The sequence below is a fragment of the Streptomyces sp. NPDC087270 genome (assembly GCF_044744625.1).
Lineage (GTDB): Bacteria > Actinomycetota > Actinomycetes > Streptomycetales > Streptomycetaceae > Actinacidiphila.
The window spans coordinates 113,806-137,775 of the sequence record NZ_JBIUYR010000006.1 but is presented as its reverse complement, the minus strand read 5'-3'; the positions used below and the strand labels follow the sequence as shown (position 1 = coordinate 137,775).

Below are 23,970 nucleotides of genomic sequence, written 5' to 3'. Positions count from 1 at the left end.
CTCGGCCATGAAGTGCCCGGCCCGGGCAGCCGACGGGTCCGAGTCCGGGCTCTCCCCAGATCGCCGGAGATGTCACGCTGAGCCGGATCAAGGAGCGGTGGACGAGCTGGCGGGGGCGGGCGATCGAGCCTGTGGTGCGGGAATCCCTCGCCCGTCTCCTGCCGGACGAACGCCTGCCCGGCGCCCCGGCGATCGGCGGGTACTGGACCCGCAGCAACGACGTCGAAATCGACCTGGTGGGCGCCGACCGGCAGCCGGTGGCCAAGCAGTTGCTCTTCCTCGGCTCGGTCAAGTGGCTGGAGAATTCCGCGTTCGACAGCCACGACCTGATCGCGTTGCAGAAACACCGAGGCGCGATCACCGACGAGCCGGTGCCGCTCGTGGCGGTCTCTCGCAACGGGGTCAGCTGTTCCGGGCTTCAGGCGGCGTACGGCCCGGAAGAGTTGCTGAGCGGCTGGCGCAGAGCATGAACGCGGATGAGCCTTGTGGTCGCGGCTCCGGATGTTCACCGCCGTTCGGTGCCGTCCGGGCAGCGAAGCGCCGAGGGGCAGCACCTGCGAACGACGTCAGTGGAGACTCGCCCGCGAGCGGAAGGCCGCGGAAAGCCACGCGGAGCCTCCCGAGGTCGAAGCGACACGCACCGAGATCCGCATGGCCTTTGCCGCTGAATTCGCGATGGCGCCGATCAGCGCCCGGGTGCGCCGGCTGTTCCGGCTGACCTGCGACCGCGACCGCGACCCCGGCGGTCGCGAGGACGGCGTCGCCGAGTCGGTGGTGCTCGGAGGTCCGTCCCGCCAGGGGGAACGCCCTGTTCGGCAGTTGCGGTCACAGTCGCGTTCACCCCCGTTCAGCACGGTCCAAGCACCACCCGCTGCGCCTCACCACCGCGGGTCAGGACACTGACGGACCGCCCCGAACACCCGGAGTCGCCGTTGTCAGGCGCCCGCGCCCCGCTGGTCGAAGGCACTCGCGATCGCGTGGATCTCGCCGCGCGCCTGGAGGGTGATCTCGTTGCCGTCGTCGAGGGTGATCCGCACGTCCTGCCAGGTGCGGCCGCCCTCCACCCGCAGCCCCGTGATACGGGACAGCGGCACCGAACCGAGGTGCTCGTGCACCTGGTTGAGCATCGGGTCCGCCTTCCACACGTGCAGGGCGTCCGCCGTGATCCCCAGCACCATGGCCGCGTCCATCGGTACGTCGGTGGCATCGGTGATCTTGCGGGCCGCGGATCGGGCCGCGGGCCTGGCGACCAGGTAGTTGCCGAGCGGCGTGAGCATACGAGCGGGGCTGAGCGCGGTGTTCAGCCGCGCGTACGCCGCCGCTTCGAGCTTCTCCCCCAGTTGCGCCGACAACGTGGTGGTCAGCTCGCTGTCCTTGATGTGCATGAGTTGCTTCTCCTACTCCCCGGTCCTGTGCACGCCCGACGGGCCGCAGGCGGAATCGCCAGCACCGGCGGAAGGGAGCATAGTCATGGTCATCACCCCGTGTGAAAAAAGGAGTTGGCCTGCCGTGTCGGCTCCTCGCGCTCACCGAACCTGCTCCTCGGCAGATCCGTCGGGGGCGCGGCGAGGCGTGTCGTGTCCACTCGGCCGGACCGGACGGAGGCAAGCAGGTGCGGGAACTCGGTTCCGCGGTCGTGCTCGTCACCGGCGTCATGGCAGCCGGGAAGTCCACCGTCGCCCAACTGCCGGCCGAGCGGCTGGCGCGCTCCGTGCACCTGCGCGGCGACGGTTTCCGGCGGATGATCGTCTCCGGCCGCGAGGAGTTCACCCCGCGGCCGAGCACCGAGGCGACGGCCCAACTGCGGCTGCGCCACCGGGCGTCCGCCGCGGTCGCGGACCTGTACGCGCGGGAGGGCTGGACGGTGGTCGTCCAAGACGTCGTGCTCGGCGGGCACTTGGACGCCTACCTTGAGGCCGTCACGACGAGGCCCCGGTATCTGGTCGTCCTCGCGCCCCGCCCCGACGCGGTCGCCGCGCGGGAGGCCGACCGCCCCAAGAACGGCTACGGCGGCCCCTGGACGATCGACGCTTTGGACGAGGCGCTGCGCCGGGACACCCCGCGCCGCGGGCTCTGGCTGGACACGTCGCACCAGACCCCCCACCAGACCGTGGACCAGATCCTCGCCGGCCTCGACGCGGCCCGCGTCGCCGGCTGAGAACGGGCCCCGCGTCAACTCGGTTTCCAGGAGCGGAGCTTCTCCGGGTTGCGGACGACCCAGATCCGCCTGATCCGGTCGTCCGCGACGTCGAACGCGAAGACCGTGACGGCGCGGCCGCGTTGGAGGGCGACCAGCCCGGGCCGGCCGTTGACCGTGCGTTCCAGGAAGGCCATGTCGTCGGGCCTGCGGCGGGCGATCTCGATCCACGCGCGGGCGATCCGCCCGGCGCCTTCGATCGGCCGCACGAAGGTCGCGGCGAGGCCGCCGCCGTCGGCGGTCGCGGTGGCGTCGGGGTCGAGCAGGGAGATCAGCGCGCCGATGTCCTTGGCCTCCCACGCCTGCTTGAAGTCCTTTACGACAAGGGCGCGTTCGGCGGACGCGGTCGTGGAGGGCCGCGAGGCGCGGACCCGGCGGCGGGCCGAGGAGGCCAACTGCCGGCAGGCCGCCGGCGTACGGCCGACGATGCCGGCCACCTCCACGAACGAGTACCGGAAGACGTCGTGCAGGACGAACGCGACGCGCTCGGCCGGAGTCATCGCTTCGAGCACGACCAGGAGGGCCAGATCCACCGACTCGTCCAGGGTGACCCGGTCGGCCGGGTCCGCCTCGGCCGCCACGCCCGGCCGCCCGTCGATCCACTCCGTACGGTCCGGCAGCGGCTCGGGGAGCCACTCGCCCACGTAGGTCTCCCGCCGGGCCCGCGCCGAGCCGAGCAGGTTGAGGCAGATCCGGCCGGCGACCGTCGTCAACCAGGCGCCGGGGGACGCGATGGCCTCCTGCTGCCGCGGCGACATGGCGTACCAGCGCGCGAAGGTCTCCTGGACGGCGTCCTCAGCCTCGGCCAGCGAGCCCAGCAGCCGGTAGGCCAGGTTGATCAGCCGGCGCCGCTCGCTCAGGAACGCGTCCAGGCCCGGATCGGGCCGGCCGTGTACGTACCCGGTTCGGGTGGTCATGGTGCCGACGGCTCCCTCGGTTCGTCTCCGCCCTCCCCTTTACGACACCACAGCCCGCCGGAGTGTGAGGCCGGCGCCGCCGCCTCACATTCCGGCGGCCCGCGTTGTCGAACCGCTGAGAGGGACATCCCTTCCGGCGAACAGAGAGTCCACCGACATCATGACCGCAGCGACATCCGCAACGTCCCCGACACCCGAACCACCCGCGACGCCCTTCACCGAAGCGGCACCCGCCCAGCGCCTGGAGCGGGCCGCCGCCGCGCTGGCCGCGCACGGTTTCACCGTGGAGATCCTCGACGACGCCGCCGCCGCGCGCGCCCGCGTCAAAGAGCTGATCCCGGAGAGCGCCGGCGTGTTCACCGCCGCCAGCGAGACCCTCCGCCTGTCCGGCATCGACGACGACATCAACGCGGGTGGACGGTACGACGCCGTCAAGCCACGCGTCCTCGCGATGGACCGCGTCACCGGCGCCGACGACATCCGGCGGCTGCTCGCCGTCCCCGACGTCATCGTGGGCAGCGTCGCCGCGCTCACCGAGACCGGCTCGCTCGTGATCGCCTCCGGCAGCGGCAGCCAACTGCCCGCTTACGCCGGCGGGGCCGCCCGCGCGATCTGGGTCGTCGGCGCGCAGAAGGTCGTCCCCGACCTCGACACCGCGCTGCGGCGCGTCGAAGAGCACTGCCTCCCGCTGGAAAGCGCCCGCACCCGCGCGGCGTACGGGTGGCCCAGCGCCGTCAACCGCGTTCTCGTCCTCCACGCGGAACACCTCCCCGACCGCGGCACCGTCCTCCTCCTCCGCGAAGCGATCGGCTTCTGACCTGCACATCCCCAGGGGCGCGCCCAACCCCCCACCAACAGGCAGCCCCTCAACGGGCGGCTCAGGGGCGCGAGGAACTGCGCGCCCAACCACCCACCGACAGGTGATCCCTCAACCAACAAACCACACCACCCCGAAGGGCAAGGGGCGCGAGGAACTGCGCGCGCAACCACCCACCAACAGCTGATCCCTCAACCGACAAACCACACCACCCCGAAGGGCAAGGGGCGCGAGGAACGCCGCGCGCAACCACCCACCAACAGCTGATCCCTCAACCAACAAACCACACCACCCCGAAGGGCAAGGGGCGCGAGGAACGCCGCGCGCAACCACCCACCAACAGCTGATCCCTCAACCGACAAACCACACCACTCGGGCGGGTCAGGGGCACCCAAATGAGCGCACAATGCACTCGTAGGACCCCGCGTCCTCCCTCGGGCCGACCGTCCGACGGGAGGGCGCTCGTGCAAGTCAGGCACTCACCCATCCCCCGAGGAGCCCCCATTGCGCATCGCGACGCCCCGCCGGTACCTGATGTGCCCACCGGCGCACTACCGAGTGACGTACAGCATCAACCCCTGGATGGACCCGAAGAAACCGGTGGACCCGGCGCTCGCCCTGTTCCAGTGGGAGGACCTGCGCGACCGCTACCGCGCGCTCGGCCACACCGTGGAGGTGATGGACGCGCTGCCCGACCTGCCCGACATGGTCTTCGCGGCGAACGGCGCCACCGTGGTGGACGGCCGGGTGCTGGGCGCGCGGTTCGCCAACCCGGAGCGGACCGCCGAGGCCCCCGCGCACCTCGCCTGGTTCCGCGCCCACGGCTACCCCGACATCCGTGAACCGGACCACGTCAACGAAGGCGAGGGCGACTTCGCGGTGACGTCCTCCTGGCTGCTGGCCGGGCAGGGCTTCCGCAGCAGCCCGCTCGCGCACGACGAGGCGCAGGAGTTCTTCCGCCGCCCGGTGATCAGCCTCGAACTCACCGACCCCCGCTACTACCACCTCGACACCGCGCTGGCGGTGCTCGACGACACGGCCGACGAGATCATGTACTACCCGGGCGCCTTCACCCCGGGCAGCCGCGCCGTCCTCGAACGCCTCTTCCCGGACGCCCTCCTGGCCACGGAGAAGGACGCCGCGGTCCTCGGTCTCAACGCGGTCGGCGACGGCCGCAACGTCCTGCTGCCGCGCGCCGCGAGGGGCTTGCACAAGCCGCTGCGGAGCCGCGGGTTCGTCCCGGTGCCGGTCGACATGTCGGAGTTCCACAAGGCCGGCGGCAGCGTCAAGTGCTGCACGATGGAGCTGCGCCCGCCGACCGGCTGACCCGGCGACGACCGAACCGGCCCGACCGGCCGACCCCGGCGGCCGGTTCAGGCGTCGGCAGCCGGTTCAGGCGTCGGGCGCGGCCTCACCCAAGGCACCGCGCAGCAGTTCGCGGAAACCGCGCCGCAACTCCTCCCTGCTGGGGGCGGCGGCGTGGTGACCGCCCACCGCGCAGGAGAAGAGCATGCCCTCGGACCAGGCGGTCAACGACAGTGCGTGCCGCTCGGGTTCGGCCGAGCCGGCCGCGGCCATCATCGCCGCCAGCGGCTCCTGGAACCGCCGCCCGGCCGCGTCGTAGACCTCGCGCAGCTCCGGCCGCCGGGTGGCTTCGAGCGCGAGTTCGTACCGGCTGACCAGCAGGGCGCGGTGGCGGGTGAGGTAGCGGTGCAGGGCGAGGGAGAGGGCGTCGGCCATCAGGTCCGCCGGCGTACCGGCCCCCGCCGCCGACGTGCCGGCCTCGCGCCGCGCACCTGCCCGCTCCCCCGGGCCCTCCCCCGGCGCGGGCATGCCCGGGGGCAGTTCGCTCAGCGCCAGCACCGACGCCTCGCGCTCGGCCAGCCGCCGTACCGCCGTTTCGAGCAGCGCCAGGCGGGTGCGGGCGTGGTTGGAGGTCGAGCCCTGGGGCAGCCCGGCCGCCTCGTCCACGGCACGGTGGGTGAGCCCGCGCATGCCGCGTTCGGCGAGCAGGGTCAGCGCGGTGTCGGCGACGAGGTCGGCGCGCGCGGCGGCGGAGTGGCTGGCCATGCCCCATCTCTACCACCTCCACTACATCCGTAGTACGGTGAGCCGTATCCACTACAGCTGTAGTGAACGGGGGGCCAGCCCCGGTCGGGACAGGAGGAAAGACATGTCCACTGCGCACGCCGTCGTCATCGGCGGCGGCATCGGCGGGCTCACCGCCGCGCTCGCGCTGCACCTGCGCGGCTGGCGGACCACCGTCCTGGAGCGGGCCGACACGCTCGCGCCGGTCGGCGCCGGCATCGCGCTCGCGCCCAACGGGCTACGGGCCTTCGACATGGTCGGCCTCGGCGCGGAGCTGCGCGCACTGGGCGCGTGGCAGGGCGACGGCGGGATGCGCAGCCCCTCCGGCCGCTGGCTCGCCCGGACCAGCAGCGCGGCCGCCGCCGAGCGGTTCGGCGGGCCGATCGTGCTGGTGCACCGCGCGGACCTGATCGGGCGCCTCGCCGCGCGACTGCCGTCCGGCGCCCTGCGGACCGGCAGCGCCGCCCAGCTCCTCGACGAGGGCGACCCCGACGGGCGGCCGGCGGTCGTACGCACCGTCGACGACCGCGAGTTCACCGCCGACCTCGTCGTGGCCGCCGACGGCATCCACTCCCGGGTGCGTTCCGTGCTCTTCCCCTCCCACCCCGGGCCCGCGTACAGCGGCTTCACCTCCTGGCGTACGGTCGTCGCCGCCCCGGCCGAGCCCTTCGCGCCCCACGAGACCTGGGGCGCCGGCCGCCTGTGGGGCACCCAACCGCTGGCGGACGGCCGCGTCTACGCGTACGCCGCCGCGCTCGCGCCGCCCGGCGGCCACGGCACCGGTCCCGACGGGGAGCGGGGCGAACTGCGGGAGCGGTTCGGGCGGTGACACCAGCCCGTCCCCGCGATCATCGCCGCCGCGGCGCCCGCGGAGGTCCTCCGCAACGACCTCCACCACCTGCGCGAGCCGCTCCCCGCCTTCCACCGCGGCCGTACGGTCCTGCTCGGCGACGCCGCCCACGCCGCCACTCCCTTCCTCGGGCAGGGCGGCAACCAAGCGGTCGAGGACGCGGTGGTCCTCGCGTATCACCTTGCCGGTGCGGAAACGGGTGCCGCGCTCGCGTCCTACACGGCCGCGCGGCTGCCTCGTACGACCTCCGTCGTCGCCTCCTCCGCGCGCGTGGCCCGGCTTCTCTCCACCCGACACCGCTCCGCCACCCTCCTCCGCGACCTCGCCATCGCCGCGGCTTCCCGTATCTCCCCCACGGCCGCCCTCCGCAGCTTCGACCCCATCGCCTCCTGGAACCCCCCGCGGTGCCCCTGACCCGCCCGGCTGCCCCGCCCTGCCGGTCGAGGGACCACCTGCCGGTGGTGGACTTGTCGCGAGGAGGCGCCGTTAAACGCACTTTGGTGCGGGACGGGATCGGCTGACCAGGGAATCCATGGGGGTTATCGGGGAGTACTGCGGGTGCGGGAAGTGCGTGGTCGGCGTGCGGCGGTTGAGCCGGAAGTCGGACGCTGCGTCGTCACCGGAGCGGCAAGAGGAGCAGGTGCTCACGGGGGTCGCTGCGATCGGCGGGCACATCATCGCGTGGGCGGATGACTGGGAGGTGTCGGGAGCGACCAACCCGATGGACCGCTCCGCGCTCGGCTTTCTCCCGTACCCAGCCGATGGCCTCCGGCTCCAGAGACAGGCGGCGGGGCTGCTTCCCCCTGCCGGTGCGCGGCGGGGCTGTGCTCAGCCGTCCGCGCCCGCGTCTTTTCTCGCCCGCCCGTTCACCTCCCAGTCCGCACAAGCCGCCACCAGCGCGGGCAGCACCTCACCCTCCAGGCGGTCCACCTGGGCGCGGAGCTTCGCGATGAACGCGGCCAGCCCGGCGGGGTCCAGGTCGTTGACCCAGCAGCCGTTCGTGATGTTGATGTTCACCACCGGGACGCGGGGTTCGGGGTCCTCGGCGTAGGGGTGACAGTCGATGCTGCCGTACAGGATCTGCTCCTCCGCAGGCTCCTCGCCCCTGCGGTCGCTGGTGCGGACACGGACCGTCTGGCCCTCGAACTCCGCGCAATGGCTGACATCGCTGAGCCGAACCCCGAACTCCTCGATCGGCACACCCTCTTCCGACGGGTCGTTCTCCGCCCAGGCGGGCAGATAACCGGACACCGCGTGCCCGAACGCAGCGGCGATCCGCCAGCGCCCTCCGGAAGCCGGTAAGGCGGCAGAGTCAGGAGCGGCACGGCGGGACGTGCTGATCATCTACAGAATCCTTGTCTCTCTGGTTGGTTCGGGACCTCGGCCCCACCGGGGGCAGACACATCTACGCAGGTCCGCGCCGCAGCGGGAACGCGGCCACGGGACTCGGCGGATCGGCCAACTCCCAACTATGGCCACCCGGGTGGCCCTCGAACTCACTGCACGGCTGGTCCACCGACCGCCCGGCCGGACAATCAGGGATCTCGATGGCCGCGTTCGGCTCACACCCGTCCCGCCACAACGCCCACAATGTCCCGGCCTCCAAGCCGCGCAAGTTCAAGGCGGCTCCGTAGTGCACAGGTCCCCGATGCACTTCGATCGTGCACACCAGAAAGCTGAACATATCCTCCCGGGTGTACGCGTACGAGTCTTCCGCCCGCGCCAGCTCCAGCACCGTCCGCACCAATGCATCCGGCACCAATGTCCGCCGACCGCAGATGAACCGCTCCACACGCCTGACAGGCATACGCAACACAACTCCTCACTTCCACCAAGCGTTCAGACGCTGCCCACAAAGGGCACCCGCCCCGGCCGCACGGGCGTCCAACTCCCGTGAGCCCGCCCCCGCCCGGGGTGGGAAGGCGGAGACGTTGCAGGGACTCGCATCAGCCGGGACGGACGATCAGAAACGACGGGCCAAGCCCGTCAGGGAAAGTGCGGATCAGACCCGACCGCCGGCCCCACCACCAACCCGCACACAGCAGCCAGCCCGACCAGCAGGGCAATACCCGTCCACCCCATCAACAGGACGACGCCCCACTTACGGATCACTGGCCCGCCTCACAGGTGAGTACGCCCCATACCCGTTTTCCCCATGGCAAGCGTTCGGTGCCCCACTGCTTGGTCACGTCGTCCACGAGAGCCAGGCCGTGCCCGCGCAGGTCGTCGGTTTCGGGGCACAGGGCCAGAGGGAGAGTAGGTGATCGATCCACCACCTCAATGCGCACGGTGTCGAGCGCTGGGCGGATGATCACGACTCGAATCAAACGGGACTTGGTGTGCTGGGCAGCGTTGGCGACCAGTTCGGTGACGACAAGGGCGCCGTCGTCCGCGAGGGCTTCCATTCCCCAGGCGCACACAGCAGCACCGATCAGTCGGCGGGCGATCTTCGCGCTCTCAGCAGCACACGGAAGCGTTTCGGAGTATCCGGGGTGTCCTCGGGGACGTGCGACAGTCTTCACGGTCATCTCAATGCCTCGGTCGGTGTCGAACGACATCTCGGGGGGATTCGTTCCAGACTGTCGATGTACCGAGGTCCGTGACAGGGACGCCACGTCCCACTTTGAGGACGTTAAGAAGCGACTCCCACGAACTCGGCCAGTGCCCGCAACCCGGCTGGGTGGTTGGGCAGCGACCACAGATCGCGCACGATGGCGACGGCGAGAGTGTGGTGCCGCATCCATGTCGGCGCCACCCGACGCAGCGACTCCAAGGTCTTGACCGCGCCGGACGCGTCCCCGAGGTCGGTGTGGGCACGTGCCACGTCAAGGAGCAGCCAGGTGCGCCATGACGGAGGGGTGTCCTTCGAAAGGCGCATGCCCTTGGCCAACTTCAGGGCGTCCTCAGGGTGGCCGTATTGGACGGCCAAACGAACGCGCTCGATCCGGACGGATGAGGGACTGAAGACACTGACCATGCGATTGTCGGTGCCAGCGGGAAGCTTGGAGACGTGGGCGGCCTCCTTCTCTGCCGCCTCCATCATCTTCGTCGCCCGCGCGTAGTCGCTGTTTCTGGCAGCCGACGTGGCGGCACTCATGGTCAAGGCGCCCCATACCTTCAACCCGTCAGCCGTGCCCGTGTGACCGGCGGCCTTCATCGCGTCGGCGGCGCGCAGAGCAACGCCCAGGGCATCGGCGAGCCGCCCCTGCCGTTGATACGTCCAAGCCACGGAATTCACGATCATGGGTACGAGCAGCGGGTCCGAAGAGCACCCGGCCGCGTCCACCGCACGCTCCAGACTCGTCAACGCCAAGTCGGTCTTCCCCATGCGGACAGCGACATGCCCGCCGAGTTGAAGTGCCTTGCCGAGAGCGGCGAACCCGGCTCCTCGGCCCTTCTCACTGCCGGTGACGGCGGCTGAACGCGCATCGGCAATCAGCCCCGGAAGCACCTTCATCACGATGTCGAACTCAGCCGCGTGGTAATGCGTCCAAGCGTCCGCGATCTGCTCGCGCAGACGGTCCAAGGAGAAGTCCGGACCGATCGGAGGTGGCGGCGGCTCCCAGAGAGTGGGCATGATCGCGCGACGCACAGCAACGAAGCGCGGACCATCGTTCTCACCGGTCGCGGCAACCGCCGGGGGGTCGCCCAGGAGCGTCGTCAGCTCCACGCCCAGACCGTTGGCAAGCGCATGCAGCGTGGGAAGCCTCGCCGAGTGCTTCCGTCCTTGCTCCAACTGACGAATGACGTCGACCGACACCTCCGAGCGCTCAGCCAGTTCTTCCTGCGTCAGGTCAGCCAACCGCCGCAGGCGTCGCAGCGTCCGTCCCAGGTCCTCACTTGCCACGTCCTCACGGTACGCCGTCATCGTGATCCAGCCAGAGCGCCATCGCTGGACCAGACAGCCCCGAATACCGTGACCAGCTGAGGCAAGGGCCAGAACCCGGACGCCTTCGCCCTTCGCCTTTTCCGCAGGTCACACCGGCCAAAGCGCCACGCGCTAGCCCACGGGAACGGTAGAATGGTGGGTAGAGAAGGGGTACCTCGCGCAGTTCCCCGCGCCCCTGAGTCTGAGTAGGTGCGGCTCGAACCGTGCTTGGCGCGGGAGGACCCGCAGTAATCCAGGGGCGCGGGGAACTGCGCGCGCAACCACCCACCGAGGGGTGGTCCCTCGACCGGCAGAACGGGGCAGCCGGGCGGGTCAGGGGCACCGTAGAGTGCCGGGATGGACGTTTCGAGCGGTGCGCAGCACGACGCGGTGATCGTGGGCGGCGGCCACAACGGACTGGTGGCCGCCGCGTACCTCGCCAGAGCCGGCCGCAGCGTGCTGCTGCTGGAGCGCCTGCCGGCGACCGGCGGCGCCGCGGTGTCGACGCGGGCGTTCACCGGGGTGGACGCCCGCCTCTCCCGCTACTCGTACCTGGTGAGCCTGCTCCCCCGCAAGATCGTCGACGACCTGGACCTGCGCTTCGCGGTGCGCCGCCGCCGCATCTCGTCGTACACCCCGCACGGCGACAGCGGGCTGCTGGTGGACGCGGAGGACACCGCGCGCACCCGGGAGCAGTTCGCGCGGCTGACCGGCTCGGAGCGGGACTTCGACGCGTGGCAGCGCTTCTACGCGATGACCGGGCACGTCGCGCGGCAGGTCTTCCCGACGCTGACCGAGCCGCTGCCGACCCGGGCGGAGCTGGAGCGCAGGGTGGGCGATCCGGCCGCGTGGGAAGCGCTGTTCGAACGGCCGCTCGGCGAGACCGTGGAGGCCGCGTTCACCGACGACGTGGTGCGCGGCGTGGTCCTCACCGACGCGCTGATCGGCACGTTCAGCCACGCCCACGACCCGTCCCTGCGGCAGAACCGCTGCTTCCTGTACCACGTGATCGGGGGCGGCACCGGCGACTGGGACGTGCCGATCGGCGGGATGGGCGCGTTCACGGACGCGCTCGCGGCCACCGCCCGTGCGGCGGGCGCGCGGATCGTGACCGGCGCGGAGGTGACCGGGATCGCGACGGACGGCAAAGTCGCGGAGGTGACGTACGAGGACGCCGGGAGCGGCCGGACTTGTACCGTCGCGGCCCGCGACGTGCTGGTCAACGCCTCCCCGGACGCGCTCGCCGGCCTGCTCGGCGCCGCGCGCCCGCCCCGGCCGGAGGGCGCGCAGCTCAAGGTGAACATGCTGCTGCGCCGCCTGCCGCGGCTGCGGGACCGCGCGGTGGACCCGCGGGACGCGTTCGCCGGCACCTTCCATGTCGCCGAGGGCTACGGGCAGTTGCAGACGGCGTACGAGCAGGCGGCGGCCGGGCGGGTACCGGACGCGCCGCCGTCGGAGATCTACTGCCACTCGCTGACCGACCCGTCGATCCTCTCCCCCGAGCTGGCCGCGACCGGCGCGCACACGCTCACCCTCTTCGGGCTGCACGCGCCCGCCCGGCTCTTCGCGGCCGACCCGGAGGGCACCAAGCGGGAGTTGCTGGCCGCGACGCTGGCCCAGCTCGACGCGGTGCTCGCCGAACCGCTGGCGGACTGCCTGGCCACCGACGCGGACGGGCGGCCGTGCCTGGAGGCGAAGTCGCCGCTCGACCTGGAGCGGGAGGTGGGGCTGCCGGGCGGCCACATCTTCCACCGCGACCTGTCCTGGCCGTACGCCGACGAGGAGCCGGACGGGCAGAGGGCCGGGGCGGCGGACGGGGGCCGGTACGGTGATATCGGTGCCGATGTGACCCAGGCCACAGGGCGTTGGGGGGTCGGCACCGGATGTGCGAACGTCTTCCTCTGCGGGGCGGGCGCGGTCCGCGGCGGCGGAGTCAGCGGCGTCCCCGGGCACAACGCGGCAAGAGCGGTACTGGAGAAGGCACGATGACGAACAGGCCCGCGGTGATCCACCGCAAGGACGGTTCCCGGCGCGGTTTCGGCCGCCAGTGGCGGCGCACCGGGCAGTGGCACTCCCTCGACGGCGAGGGCGACCTGCCCGAGCAGCGGCGCTGCACCGCCGACGTGGTGGTGGACTGCGCGGTCTACGAGGACGGCTGCCGGGCCGCCTCCCTGCCCCCGCAGCAGGCCCTGGACGAGGCCCGCAAGCGCGGCGGCTTCGCGTGGATAGGGCTGCACGAGCCGGACGCGGAGCACCTGGAGGAGATCGCGGAGGTCTTCGGGCTGCACCCGCTCGCGGTCGAGGACGCCGTCCACGCCCACCAGCGGCCGAAGCTGGAGCGCTACGGCGACACCCTCTTCCTCGTCCTGAAGACCGTCGTCTTCGTCGAGCACGAGAAGCTCACCGCGACCAGCGAGGTGGTCGACACCGGCGAGGTGATGATCTTCCTCGGCCCCGACTTCGTGGTCGTGGTCCGGCACGGCAGCGCGCCGGGCCTGGCCCGGGTCAGGCGCGCCCTGGAGAGCCGCCCGGAGATGCTCGCGCACGGCCCGTCCGCCGTGCTGCACGCCATCACCGACCAGGTCGTCGACGACTACCTCGACGTCGCCGACGCGGTCGAACTCGACGTCGACACCCTGGAGTCCGACGTCTTCTCGCCCGAGCACGGCGACGACGCCAGCCGCATCTACCAACTCAAGCGCGAGCTCATCGAGTTCAAGCGCGCCGTCTTCCCGATGGCCCGGCCGCTGGAACGCCTCACCGAGGGCGCCGACGGCCTGATCAACACCGAGATGGGCCGCTACTTCCGCGACGTCGCCGACCACCTCTCGCACGTCCGCGAACACCTCATCGCCTACGGCGAGTTGGTGGACGGCCTGCTGTCGGCCAACCTCAGCCAGCTCGCCGTGCAGCAGAACGTCGACATGCGCCGGATCAGCGCGGGCGCCGCGATCCTCGCCATCCCGACGATGATCGCCGGCTTCTACGGCATGAACTTCCACCACATGCCCGAACTCGGCTGGACCTACGGCTACCCGATCATGCTCGGCGTCACCGCCGTCCTGTCCGGCCTGTGCTACCGCGCCTTCCACCGCGTCGGCTGGTTGTGACCGGCCGGAACCGACGCCCCCGCCGCTCCCGTCCTCCCCGGCAGGACGCCCGGAACCCGCAGGGCTCCCAGGGGAGTTGACATGGCGGCAGAACGGCACGGTGCCAACGGGCTCGCGGCACCGCGGAATCGCACCGGGGCCGCGCCCGACCGTCCCGCCCGCGCACCGGGTTCGGCGGCGTCCGCGCGGGGTGTACGGCGTAGCGGCGCCGCGCTCCTGATCGGCGCCTGCGCGGTCGCGCTCGCCGCGTGCTCCGGGTCCGGCTCGGATACGGGGTCCCCCGCGCGGTCGGCGTCCGGCGCCGCCGGTGCCGCGCCCTCGGTCTCGCGGGCCGCCTCCGCTGCCACGCTGAGCGCCGTCGCCGAGCCCGCCCTCGACCTCGTCGGCCGGTACCGTCCGGCCGGCTACCTCGGCGGGCCGGTCGCGTCGGGCTACGACTGGGCCGCACACACCGGGGAGGAGATCGCCGAGACGCTGCCCGGCCCGCACCTCTTCCAGATCGCCTGCTCGGGCAGCGGCCACCTCACCGTACGGGCGCGGGGCAGGACGAAGGACGTGGTCTGCGGCGGCGGGGCGGTGGCCGTGCCGTTCCGCGGAAAGCTCGACGCTCTCGTGGACGGCGCGGCCGGCGACAGCGGCGTCTACGCCTGGCGCGTGCTCAGCGGGGGTCGGCGGAATCCGTAGCGGGGCCCGGCCCGGCCGGCGGCTGGTCCGGCGGCCACGGGTCGCCCCAACGGGCGTCGCGGGCCTCGCGGTAGAGGGGGCCCTGGCGCTTGCTGACGGTGGTGCGGGTGAGGTCGCCGGCGGCGGCGCACAGGTCGAGCAGGACCTGGCCCTTGCGGGTCTGGGGGTGGCGGACGACGCGGTTCGCGGCGGGCACCGCGGCCGAGCCCGTCACCTCAGCGGACCCGGCGGACCCGGAGGCCTCAGCCGAATCCCCCGGCCCCGCGGGACGGGCCGCGGCGACGTAGCTGAACTTCTCGTCCTCGTACGGCAGGGTGCCGCCCTTGACCTGGCGGTGCAGGGCCGAGCGGTGGACGCGCGCGGCGAAGTGGCACCAGTCGGTGCCGGTGACCGGGCACGGACCGCTGTGCGGGCAGGGCGCGAGGACGGTGAACCCGGCGGCGACGAGGCGGTCCCGGGCACCGATGATCCGCGCGTAGCCGTCGGGGGTGCCGGGTTCGGCGACGAGCGCCACGCCCCCGGGCCGGGTCGCCGCGGCGGCGGCCTCGACCAGGGCGGCGCGGTCACCGGTGGTCAGCTCGCCGAGCACGTAGGAGACGGTCACGAGGTCGGCGGCGGGCAGGGCGGGCGCGCCGGACAGCGGGGCGCGGGTCCAGGTCGTGGTGCGCACGGACGGCGTCGCGGAGTCCGCGGCGAGCGCGCGGCCGAGGTCGAGGGCGGCCGCCGACCAGTCCAGTACGGTGCCGGCCGGGCCGTCCGCCCCGGGCCAGACGTCTCCGACCGCCCACCGCGCGGCGCCGGTGCCACCACCGAGGTCGAGATGCGTGGCCGGGGTCCAGCCCGCGGTACGGGCGTGCAGCGCCGCGAGCGCGGAGCGCGCGGCGGCGTACGTGGCGGGCATCCGGTACGCGGCGTAGGCCGCCGCGTCGGCGGCGTCGCGCAGCACGGGCGCGGCGGTCGGCGTGGCGCCGCGGTAGTGCTCGATCAGCCGGTCCACCTGGGCGGACGCCTGGGTCGGGGCGGTGGCGGCGAGCCGGCGGGTGAGCGCGGCGGCGAGATCGTCGGGCAGGTGCACAGTGGGAACGAGAGACACGACGTCCTACTGTAAGGGGCGTTCGACCAGGGTTTCTCCCCTTACCGCACCCCTGGCGCCGCGGCCGGTCCCGCGCTATACACCGTCGAGCTGACCGTCTGCGGCACGAAGGTCAACTCTGTCATGACATCGACTCGAATATGTGCAATCGGCAGCGGAACGGGCCCTACGTGGCTTAGCGTTCGCTGGTGTCACGGAGCGCCAGCACTTGGGGAAGTGCTGGGGCTCCACGTCGGTCGCGAGGTGCCAGGGGGGTCCATGCGGCGTAGCGAAACAACCCCGGCAACACCTGCCCTGCCCGGAACATCCGTAGACAGTGAGCCACCACCAAGATCCGCGCGCGGCGGCGCACGGCACGCGATAGGCACCAGGGCATCGGCGCGCACCGATGCCCTTGCCGCGCACGCGATGCCGGCCGCGCACGCCACCTCCACCGTGTCCGCCCTTCCCGCTGTTCCCACCGTTCCCGTGTTGTCCGGTGCGCCCGGGCTGCCGCACGCGGCCGGCACGCCCGGAAGACCCGGGGGCGCGCCCGGCGGCTCCTGTCGGGCCCGTGCCGCGCGCGCCCTGCACGGCTGGCACGGCGTCCACCGCGTGCACAGCGCCCACGGCGACAAGGCGCCCTGGTACCTGCCGTTGACGCTGACCGTCGACGCGCTGGGCGCCGCTCTCCCGCTGGCCTCGCTCCTGCATCGCACCGGCCGGCCGCACGCCGCCGTCTGCGGCGCGTTGGCGGCCGCGGCCTGGCTCGCGGTACGCGCCTGCCGCCGCCGCTACACCGCCGCCGCGCTCGGCGAGAGCAGCGGCCTGGCCGCCGTACTCGGCGACTGGCTGGTACTGCTCGGTGTCCTGGCCGTGCTGCGCACCGCGTTCGAGGAGAACGCGAGCGCGTCCCTGTCCCTCGCCGGGATCGGCGTCGCACCGCTGCTGGCCACGGCCACCCGCGCCGCCACCCACCGCCACCTGACCGCCGCCCGGCACTCCGCCCGGGCGGTCCGCAGGGTGCTGGTGATCGGCGAACCGAGCGCCGCCGACCACGTGGTGGGCCACCTCACGGCCAGGACCGGGCACGCCTACCTGGTGGTCGGGGTGGTGCCGGTGGGCGGCGCGAAGCTGGAGTGCGCGGCGCCGGTCACCTCCCGGCTCGGCCCGGTCACGCCCTCCGGCCCGGCCGAGGACGCGGGCATCGTGCTGGGCGCGGTCCGCGAGCACCGGGCCGAACTCGTCCTGGTCTCGCCGGGTCCGCGACTGACCGCCGAGCGGCTGCGCCGCCTGTCGTGGGCGCTGCACGACGCGGACGTGCCGCTCGCCGTGGTGCCGGGCCTGGTGGACGTGGGCCTGGCCCGGATGCGGCTCGACACGCCCGCCGGCCTGGCGCTGCTGCACATCGCGCCGCCGACCCGGGCCGGTACCCCGGTCGCGGTGAAGACCGCGGTGGACCGGACCGGCGCGGCCCTCGGACTGCTGCTGCTCGCCCCGCTGTTCGCGGTGCTGGCCTCCGCGATCCGGCTCACCTCGCCGGGCCCGGCCTTCCACCGGCAGATCCGGTACGGGCGGGCGGGCGCGCCGTTCACCATGTGGAAGTTCCGCACGATGGTGGTCGACGCGGAGTCCCGCAGGCCCGAGTTGGAGCTGTCCGGCGGCAACGAGAACGACGGGCTGATGTTCAAGATGCGCCGCGACCCGCGGATCACCCGGATCGGCCGGGTGCTGCGGCGCTGCTCGCTGGACGAGCTGCCGCAGCTGCTGAACGTGCTGCGCGGCGACATGTCTCTGGTCGGCCCGCGCCCGCCGCTGCCCGACGAGGTGGCCCGCTACGACGAGGTGGCCCGCCGCCGCCTCGCGGTGCGCCCGGGCATCACCGGGCTGTGGCAGGTCAGCGGGCGCAGCGAGCTGTCGTGGGACGAGACGCTGGCGATCGACCTGCGGTACGTCGACAACTGGTCGCTGGCCGGCGACGTGGACGTGATGGCCCGTACCCTGCGGGCGGTCGTCGACGGACGCGGGGCCTACTGATGGAGCGGCCAAGAACCGCGCGAGGGCCCGAGCCCGGCACCGGCCTCGGGCGCACGCTCGGAGCACGTGCCGCCGGATCACGCGGTAACGGATCGCGCGGCGCCCAACCCGGATCGCGCGGCGCCGGCTTACGCGGTGCCGGACCCGGATCGCGCGGCGCCGAACCCGGGTTACACGGCGCCGGCTTACGCGGTGCCGAACCCGGATTACGCGGCGCCGGCGCCCTGTTCGGCCCGCCAGCCCGCGTACACCGACGCGATCCCGTCGCGCAGCGCGATCCGCGGCCGCCAGCCCAGCGACCGCAGCCGGGACACGTCCAGCAGCTTGCGCGGGGTGCCGTCGGGCTTGCCGGTGTCCCAGCCGATGGTGCCGCGGTAGCCGACCACGTCCCTTACCGTCTCGGCGAGTTCGCGGACGGTCAGGTCCGCACCGCAGCCGACGTTGACCGGTTCGTCGGCGTCGTACTCCCGCAGCAGCAGCGCGCAGGCCGACGCGAGGTCGTCCACGTGCAGGAACTCGCGGCGCGGGGTGCCGCTGCCCCACAGCACCAGTTCGGGCAGCCGGTCGCGTTCGGCCTCGTGGAAGCGGCGGATCAGCGCGGGCAGCACGTGCGAGGTGGCGAGGTCGAAGTTGTCGCCGGGGCCGTAGAGGTTGGTCGGCATCGCCGAGACGAACCCGGCACCGTACTGCCGCCGGTAGGACCGCACCTGGACGATGCCGGCGATCTTCGCGAGGGCGTACGCCTCGTTGGTGGGCTCCAACGGGCCGGTGAGCAGGGCCTCTTCGCGGATCGGCTGGTCGGCCAGCCGAGGGTAGATGCAGCTGGAGCCGAGGAACAGCAGCCGGCGGACGCCTGCTTGGTGGGCGCCGGCGATCACGCTCAGCTGGATGCCGAGGTTGTCCTCCAGGAACTGCACCGGGTAGGTCGAGTTGGCCATGATCCCCCCGACCCGGGCGGCGGCCAGCACCACCGCGTCCGGCCGGGTGTCGCGCAGGTAGGCGGCGGTGCCGGCGGCGTCGCGCAGGTCGAGTTCCGCGCGGGTCCGGGTCAGCACCCGGTGGCCGTCGGCGGTCAGCCGGCGGGCGATCGCGGAACCGACCAGCCCGCGGTGGCCGGCGACGAATATCCGGGCGCCGGGCGGCAGCAGTTCGGTCATGGCGGCGATTGTGCCAGCCGTTCGGGGCGGCATGGTGCCGATCCCCCTATTCCGCCGATTCCCTGAATTGCCCTGACAGCCTGTCCCGGGTGCGCGCCTGACCGACCGCACACCGGCGGCCCGGCTTTGCGGCCCCGGCCACGGCCACGGGTCCGGCAACCGGCCCCGACCACTCCACCCTTGGGGGAACACGTGGGCAAGACCGCCCTCATCACCGGCGTCACCGGGCAGGACGGCTCGTATCTGGCCGAACTGCTGCTGTCCAAGGGCTACACGGTGCACGGCATCGTGCGCCGCTCCTCGTCCTTCAACACCGAGCGGATCGACCACATCTACCAGGACCCGCAGGAGGCCCACCGGTCGCTGGTGCTGCACCACGCCGACCTGTCCGACGGGGTGGCGCTGGTGAGCCTGCTGCGCGACGTCCAGCCGGGCGAGATCTACAACCTCGGCGCCCAGTCGCATGTGCGGGTCTCCTTCGACGCCCCGATGTACACCGGCGACGTCACCGGCCTGGGCGCGCTGCGGCTGCTGGAGGCGGTCCGGGCCAGCGGTATCGGCGCCCGCGTCTACCAGGCGTCCTCCTCCGAGATGTTCGGCGCCACCCCGCCCCCGCAGCACGAGGGCACCCCCTTCCACCCGCGCAGCCCCTACGCCTGCGCGAAGGTCTTCGGTTACTGGGCGACGGTCAACTACCGCGAGGCGTACGGGATGTACGCGGTGAACGGCATCCTGTTCAACCACGAGTCACCGCGCCGCGGCGAGACCTTCGTGACCCGCAAGATCACCCGCGCGGTGGCCCGGATCAAGGCCGGCCTGCAACAGCGGCTCTACCTCGGCAACCTGGACGCGGTCCGCGACTGGGGCTACGCACCGGAGTACGTGGACGCGATGTGGCGGATGCTGCAACGGGACGAGCCCGAGGACTACGTGGTGGCCACCGGACGGGCCGCCACCGTACGGCAGTTCCTCGACACGGCGTTCGCGCACGCCGACCTCGACCCGGCCGAGCATGTGCGCTACGACCCCAAGTACGAGCGGCCCAGCGAAGTGGACGCGCTCATCGGCGATGCCTCCAAGGCCGGCGACCTGCTCGGCTGGCGACCACAGGTCAGGGTCGAGGAGCTGGCCCGGCTGATGGTGGACGCCGACATGCGGCAGGTGGCGGATCAGCTCGCGGGGGCGAGCGTCCGCATCGACCGGTAGCGCCGAGGCGAGAGCTTCGGCACCTTCCCGCACCACCCCGGGCACCATTCCGTAGAGGAGAGCAACGCATGCGCAGATGGCCGGTGTTGACGGCTGCCCTCGCCTTGGCAGCCGCGGCTTTGGGGATCGTGGGGCCGCCCCCGGCGACCGCACTGCAACCACCCGTCGGCATCACCGCCGGGAACCTGCCCACCTACCAGACCAACGGCATCGTCTGGGCGATGGCACAGTCCGGCGGCGACGTCTTCGCCGGCGGCACCTTCTCCACGATCCGCCCGCCGGGGGCCGCCGCCGGCACCAGCGAGACCGCGGCCGGGAACTTCGCGTCGTTCAACGCGGCCACCGGCCAACCGGCAGGCTGCCAGCCCGCGTTCACCGTGGGTTCGAACAACGCCACGGTACGGGCGCTGGCGGTCTCCCCCGACGGCAAGACGCTGTACGCGGGCGGCTTCTTCGGCTCGGCCGGCGGCACCGGCGTGAGCAGCCTGGCCGCGATCGACCTGGCCACCTGCGCGGTCAGCACCACCTTCCGGCCGGCGGTGAGCGGCACGGTGCGCACCATCGTGGCCACCGACGACGCGGTGTACTTCGGCGGCGACGTCACCTCCGTCGACGGCACCACCCGGCACCGCTACGCGGCGGTCAGCGCCGCCAACGGCGCGCTGCTGCCGTGGGCGCCCGACGTCGACAACCCCGGCCGGGCGCTCGCGCTGACCCCGAACGGGAAGGACGCCATCCTCGGCGGTGACTTCAACACCGTCGACGGCGCCGACTCGCACTCCCTCGCGGTCGTCGACGCCACCACCGGCGGCACGCTGGTGAAGGCGTACCCGACCGGCTTCTTCGACGCGGCCTCCGTCACCAAGACCATCTACGTCGACCCGGCGAGCAACAGCTTCTACACCGGCAACGAGGGCACCGGCGGCGGTGTCTTCGACGGCCGGGCCCGCTTCAGCCTCACCGACTTCAGCCAGGTCTGGCGGGACAACTGCCTGGGCGCCACCCAGACGGTCGCGGTCTACCAGAGCGTGCTGTACAGCGGCAGCCACGCCCACGACTGCTCCAGCATGGGCGAGTACCCGAACTCGGTGCGCAAGCACCTGCTCGCCGAGCCGGTAGGCGACCCGCACCTGGTGTCGTGGTTCCCCGACACCAACGACGGGATCGGCGAGCAGATCGGCCCGCGGGTGATGTCGTTCTCCTCGGTCGGCTCCACCGAATACCTGTGGGTCGGCGGGGAGTTCACCACCGTCAACGGCACCGCGCAGCAGGGCCTGACCCGCTTCCCCAGCTCCCCGGACACCACCGCCCCGAGCCTGCCGCAGACCTCGGTGACCAGCATCAACCCGAAGTCGGTGAAGGTCAGTTGGCAGTCGAGCCTCGACCTCGACGACAGCCTGCTGACCTACCGGGTGTACCGCAACGGCTCGACCACGCCGATCTACACCACCACCGGCAGCTCGCTTCCGTGGGTGCGCCCGCAGATCACCTTCACCGACACCGACGTCACCCCGGGCGTGAAGTACACCTACCGGGTCTCGGCGAGCGACGGCACCAACACCACCGCGCTGTCGCCGAACGCGTCCGCGACGGTGCCGACTTCGGCCGAGGCGTACCCGACGAAGGTGCTCGCCGACGGCGCGACGCTGTACTGGCGGTACGACGCGGCGTCCGGCTCCTACACGGCGGACTCCTCGGCGTCCGACGACAGCGGGGTCAGCGTCGGCGGCCCGGTGCACGGCGTGACGCCGGGCGCGGTGCCGGGCTCCAAGGCGTACACGTTCAACGGCACCTCGCAGTGGACGTACAGCGACCGGCAGCATCCGCAGCCGAAGCAGTACAGCGTCGAGGCGTGGTTCAAGACCACGACCACCAAGGGCGGGAAGATCATCGGCTTCGGCAACGACCCCACCCAGACCAGCGTCCACTACGACAAGCACATCTACATGCTCAACAGCGGGCAGTTGGTCTTCGGCATCAACTCCCCCAAGGTCCAGACGATCACCACCTCGGCGAAGTACAACAACGGCGTCTGGCACCACGTGGTCGCCACCGAGGGCACCGGCGGCTCGAAGCTCTACGTCGACGGCGTGCTCAAGGGGTCGAACACGGCCATGACCGGCAGCGAGGCGTACGCCGGCTACTGGCGGGTCGGCGGTGACAACCTCAACGGCTGGCCGACCCGGCCCACCAGCGACGACCTGGCCGGCTCGATCGACGAGGCCGCGGTCTACCCGACCGTGCTGACGGCCGCGCAGGTCGCGAGCCACTACGCGCTCAGGACCGCCGGGTGACCGGCGTCCGACGCCGCACCGCCGTCGCCGCCGTCCTCGTGACGGCGGCGGTGGCGCTGCTCGGCGGCTGCGGAAGCGGCGGGCACGGGGGCGGGGCCGATCACCGCCCGTCCGTGGCGGACGGTGCCCCCACCGGCCCGGCCGCGAGCGGCGGTTCGAGCACCAGCGACTCCTCGCAGGCGCCCGGCTCCGCCGCCGACGGCCCCAAGGTGCCCGACGACCAGCTCACCCCGCCCGGCGGCGGCTCCTTCAGCACGAAGGACAAGAAGTACCTGTCCGGGCGGGTGCCCAAGGGCGACGACCCGGTCGCCGTGCTCGAAGGCGGCCAGGAGGTGTGCGAACGGCTGACCCGTACCTCCGCGATCGACCCGGCCGCCTCCGCCAGCGCCATCGTCACCGGCGACATCAGCAGGTCCGGTGCCACCGCGGCGGTGCGCACCCTGTGCCCCGACCAGCGCTACGTCCTCGACGCGGCCGCGCGCGGCTTCGCCGACGGCAGCTTCGCCGTCGCCGCCGCACCGGTCGCCGGCAGGTCCGTCGCCCCCGGCCGCTACCAGGCGCCGGCCGTCTCCCCCAGTTGCACCTGGCGGGTGACCGGCGCCGACGGCAAGACCCTCGCCTCGGGTTCGACCGGCACCGCGGCGAAGGCCGTGCTGACGGTGCCGGCCACGGCGGAGACGGTCACCTCCAGCGGCTGCTACGCCTGGCTGCCCCCGCTCGCCGCACCGGCCCGCTCCGCCACCGCATCCCCCGCCCCCTCCGGAGGGACCTCGTGAACAAGCTCCCGCTGGTCGTGGTCATCCCCACCAAGAACGAGGCGGAGAACATCGCCCGTACGGTCTCCTCGGTCATCGACCACGTCGAGGCGGTGGTCGTGGTGGACTCGCACAGCACCGACGACACCTGCAAGATCGCGGCGCGGCTGGGCGCGCAGGTGGTCGACTACACCTGGGACGGCCGGTATCCGAAGAAGAAGCAGTGGTGCCTGGACCGGGTGCGCACCGAGATCCCGTGGCTGCTCTTCCTCGACGGCGACGAGACGCCCAGCCCCGAGCTGCTGGGCGAGCTGCGGACCGTGTTCGCGGCCGGACCGCCGTCGGTCGCCGCGTTCGACATCCCGCTGGGCTACTGGTTCGCCGGGCGGCGGCTGCGGCACGGCCACACCATCGTCAAGCGGGTCCTGCTGGACCGCACCCGCTGCCACTTCCCGGAACTCGGCGACCTCGACGCCCCCGGGATGGGCGAGCAGGAGGGCCACTACCAGCCGGTCGCGCCGTCCGCGGCCCGGTTGCGCGCCCCGATCGAGCACGAGGACCTCGACCCGGTGCGCACCTGGTTCGACCGGCACAACCGCTACTCCGACTGGGAGGCGTGGCTCGAACTCAACCCCTCGGTGAAGGAGGCCATCCGCAAGGTCAAGTCCCGCCAGGGGCAGCTCTTCCACCAGGCGCCGTTCAAACCGCTGGTCTCCTTCGCCTACGCCTACGTCTACCGGCGCGGCTTCCTCGACGGCCGCGCCGGCCTGGACTACGCGCTGGCGATGAGCTTCTACCGCTGGCAGATCGGCCTCAAGGCGCGGGAGAACCAGCGGGGTTGAGCGGATCTCCCGTCGCGGCGCCGAGCGGGCCGCCGATCTTGCCCGGCGTCGAAGTAAACGGTACGGTAGAGTTTAC

Annotated in this window: 19 protein-coding genes and 2 pseudogenes; 13 read left to right on the top strand and 8 right to left on the bottom strand. The window is 72.4% G+C overall.

Features of this window, described 5'->3' with window-relative positions; genetic code table 11:
* Window positions 1-56 precede the first annotated feature (56 nt).
* Window positions 57-470: pseudogene (locus tag ACIPAE_RS14105) on the top strand (DUF234 domain-containing protein); the annotation flags it as partial.
* Window positions 471-935: 465 nt separating this feature from the next.
* Here the strand turns inward: ACIPAE_RS14105 and ACIPAE_RS14100 are convergent.
* Entirely contained in the window at window positions 936-1,385 is a 450-nt protein-coding gene (locus tag ACIPAE_RS14100; protein WP_329370096.1) for a hypothetical protein, read from the bottom strand.
* A gap of 227 nt (window positions 1,386-1,612) precedes the next feature.
* On the opposite strand from ACIPAE_RS14100, the gene ACIPAE_RS14095 reads away from it, so the two are divergent.
* On the top strand, window positions 1,613-2,158 hold the full coding sequence (locus tag ACIPAE_RS14095; protein WP_329370094.1) for an AAA family ATPase: 546 nt from the start codon (window positions 1,613-1,615) through the stop codon (window positions 2,156-2,158).
* Window positions 2,159-2,172: 14 nt separating this feature from the next.
* Here ACIPAE_RS14095 and sigJ read toward each other — a convergent pair whose 3' ends face one another.
* Window positions 2,173-3,114, bottom strand: coding sequence for an RNA polymerase sigma factor SigJ (gene sigJ, locus ACIPAE_RS14090; RefSeq protein ID WP_402445189.1), 942 nt, complete (start codon window positions 3,112-3,114; stop codon window positions 2,173-2,175).
* Window positions 3,115-3,274: 160 nt separating this feature from the next.
* On the opposite strand from sigJ, the gene ACIPAE_RS14085 reads away from it, so the two are divergent.
* Both ACIPAE_RS14085 and ddaH read left to right on the top strand, forming a co-directional pair.
* Window positions 3,275-3,931: an LUD domain-containing protein gene (locus ACIPAE_RS14085; RefSeq protein WP_402445187.1), complete on the top strand. Its 657-nt coding sequence runs from the start codon at window positions 3,275-3,277 to the stop codon at window positions 3,929-3,931.
* Window positions 3,932-4,435: 504 nt separating this feature from the next.
* On the top strand, window positions 4,436-5,257 hold the full coding sequence (gene ddaH, locus ACIPAE_RS14080) for a dimethylargininase (RefSeq protein ID WP_366411066.1): 822 nt from the start codon (window positions 4,436-4,438) through the stop codon (window positions 5,255-5,257).
* 66 nt (window positions 5,258-5,323) lie between these two features.
* Here the strand turns inward: ddaH and ACIPAE_RS14075 are convergent, their stop codons facing one another.
* Window positions 5,324-6,001, bottom strand: a complete 678-nt coding sequence (locus ACIPAE_RS14075; protein ID WP_402445185.1) for a TetR/AcrR family transcriptional regulator — start codon at window positions 5,999-6,001, stop codon at window positions 5,324-5,326.
* Between the two features lie 103 nt (window positions 6,002-6,104).
* On the opposite strand from ACIPAE_RS14075, the pseudogene ACIPAE_RS14070 reads away from it, so the two are divergent.
* Window positions 6,105-7,283, top strand: a pseudogene (locus tag ACIPAE_RS14070) (FAD-dependent oxidoreductase).
* A 414-nt stretch (window positions 7,284-7,697) separates the two neighbouring features.
* On the opposite strand, the gene ACIPAE_RS14065 reads toward ACIPAE_RS14070, so the two are convergent.
* The 3 genes from ACIPAE_RS14065 to ACIPAE_RS14055 form a co-directional block, all read right to left on the bottom strand.
* Window positions 7,698-8,213: a DUF6907 domain-containing protein gene (locus ACIPAE_RS14065; RefSeq protein WP_402445183.1), complete on the bottom strand. Its 516-nt coding sequence runs from the start codon at window positions 8,211-8,213 to the stop codon at window positions 7,698-7,700.
* Between the two features lie 764 nt (window positions 8,214-8,977).
* A complete protein-coding gene (locus ACIPAE_RS14060; protein WP_402445181.1) occupies window positions 8,978-9,427 on the bottom strand; it encodes an ATP-binding protein in 450 nt (149 codons plus the stop codon).
* 74 nt (window positions 9,428-9,501) lie between these two features.
* Window positions 9,502-10,716 (bottom strand): helix-turn-helix domain-containing protein, encoded by a 1,215-nt coding sequence (locus tag ACIPAE_RS14055; RefSeq protein WP_402445179.1) that lies wholly within the window; start codon window positions 10,714-10,716, stop codon window positions 9,502-9,504.
* A 378-nt stretch (window positions 10,717-11,094) separates the two neighbouring features.
* Here ACIPAE_RS14055 and ACIPAE_RS14050 point away from each other — a divergent pair, with 378 nt between their 5' ends.
* The 3 genes from ACIPAE_RS14050 (at window position 11,095) to ACIPAE_RS14040 (ending at window position 14,531) form a co-directional block, all read left to right on the top strand.
* Window positions 11,095-12,726 carry a phytoene desaturase family protein gene (locus ACIPAE_RS14050; RefSeq protein ID WP_402445177.1) on the top strand — a complete coding sequence of 544 codons (1,632 nt, stop codon included), beginning with the start codon at window positions 11,095-11,097 and terminating at the stop codon, window positions 12,724-12,726.
* Window positions 12,723-13,847, top strand: a complete 1,125-nt coding sequence (gene corA, locus ACIPAE_RS14045; RefSeq protein ID WP_329370080.1) for a magnesium/cobalt transporter CorA — start codon at window positions 12,723-12,725, stop codon at window positions 13,845-13,847. The genes ACIPAE_RS14050 and corA overlap by 4 nt, the downstream gene beginning before the upstream one ends.
* Before the next feature lie 81 nt (window positions 13,848-13,928).
* Window positions 13,929-14,531, top strand: a complete 603-nt coding sequence (locus ACIPAE_RS14040; RefSeq protein ID WP_402445175.1) for a hypothetical protein — start codon at window positions 13,929-13,931, stop codon at window positions 14,529-14,531.
* Here the strand turns inward: ACIPAE_RS14040 and ACIPAE_RS14035 are convergent.
* Window positions 14,506-15,624 (bottom strand): small ribosomal subunit Rsm22 family protein, encoded by a 1,119-nt coding sequence (locus ACIPAE_RS14035; RefSeq protein WP_402445173.1) that lies wholly within the window; start codon window positions 15,622-15,624, stop codon window positions 14,506-14,508. The two genes, ACIPAE_RS14040 and ACIPAE_RS14035, sit on opposite strands and share 26 nt — an antisense overlap.
* 471 nt (window positions 15,625-16,095) lie before the next feature.
* Between ACIPAE_RS14035 and ACIPAE_RS14030 the strand changes: the two genes are divergently transcribed.
* Window positions 16,096-17,640, top strand: coding sequence for a sugar transferase (locus ACIPAE_RS14030; protein WP_402445171.1), 1,545 nt, complete (start codon window positions 16,096-16,098; stop codon window positions 17,638-17,640).
* Window positions 17,641-17,846: 206 nt separating this feature from the next.
* Here the strand turns inward: ACIPAE_RS14030 and ACIPAE_RS14025 are convergent, their stop codons facing one another.
* Entirely contained in the window at window positions 17,847-18,797 is a 951-nt protein-coding gene (locus tag ACIPAE_RS14025; RefSeq protein ID WP_402445169.1) for a GDP-L-fucose synthase family protein, read from the bottom strand.
* A 192-nt stretch (window positions 18,798-18,989) separates the two neighbouring features.
* Here ACIPAE_RS14025 and gmd point away from each other — a divergent pair, with 192 nt between their 5' ends.
* From gmd to ACIPAE_RS14005, 4 genes are all read left to right on the top strand, one after another.
* A complete protein-coding gene (gene gmd / locus ACIPAE_RS14020) occupies window positions 18,990-20,003 on the top strand; it encodes a GDP-mannose 4,6-dehydratase (protein WP_402445489.1) in 1,014 nt (337 codons plus the stop codon).
* A gap of 68 nt (window positions 20,004-20,071) precedes the next feature.
* Complete coding sequence (locus ACIPAE_RS14015; protein ID WP_402445167.1) at window positions 20,072-22,297, top strand: LamG-like jellyroll fold domain-containing protein; 2,226 nt, start codon at window positions 20,072-20,074, stop codon at window positions 22,295-22,297.
* A complete protein-coding gene (locus tag ACIPAE_RS14010; RefSeq protein ID WP_402445165.1) occupies window positions 22,294-23,073 on the top strand; it encodes a hypothetical protein in 780 nt (259 codons plus the stop codon). Before ACIPAE_RS14015 ends, ACIPAE_RS14010 begins: the two co-directional genes overlap by 4 nt.
* Window positions 23,070-23,894, top strand: a complete 825-nt coding sequence (locus tag ACIPAE_RS14005) for a glycosyltransferase family 2 protein (RefSeq protein ID WP_329370070.1) — start codon at window positions 23,070-23,072, stop codon at window positions 23,892-23,894. The genes ACIPAE_RS14010 and ACIPAE_RS14005 overlap by 4 nt, the downstream gene beginning before the upstream one ends.
* Window positions 23,895-23,970: the final 76 nt, after the last annotated feature.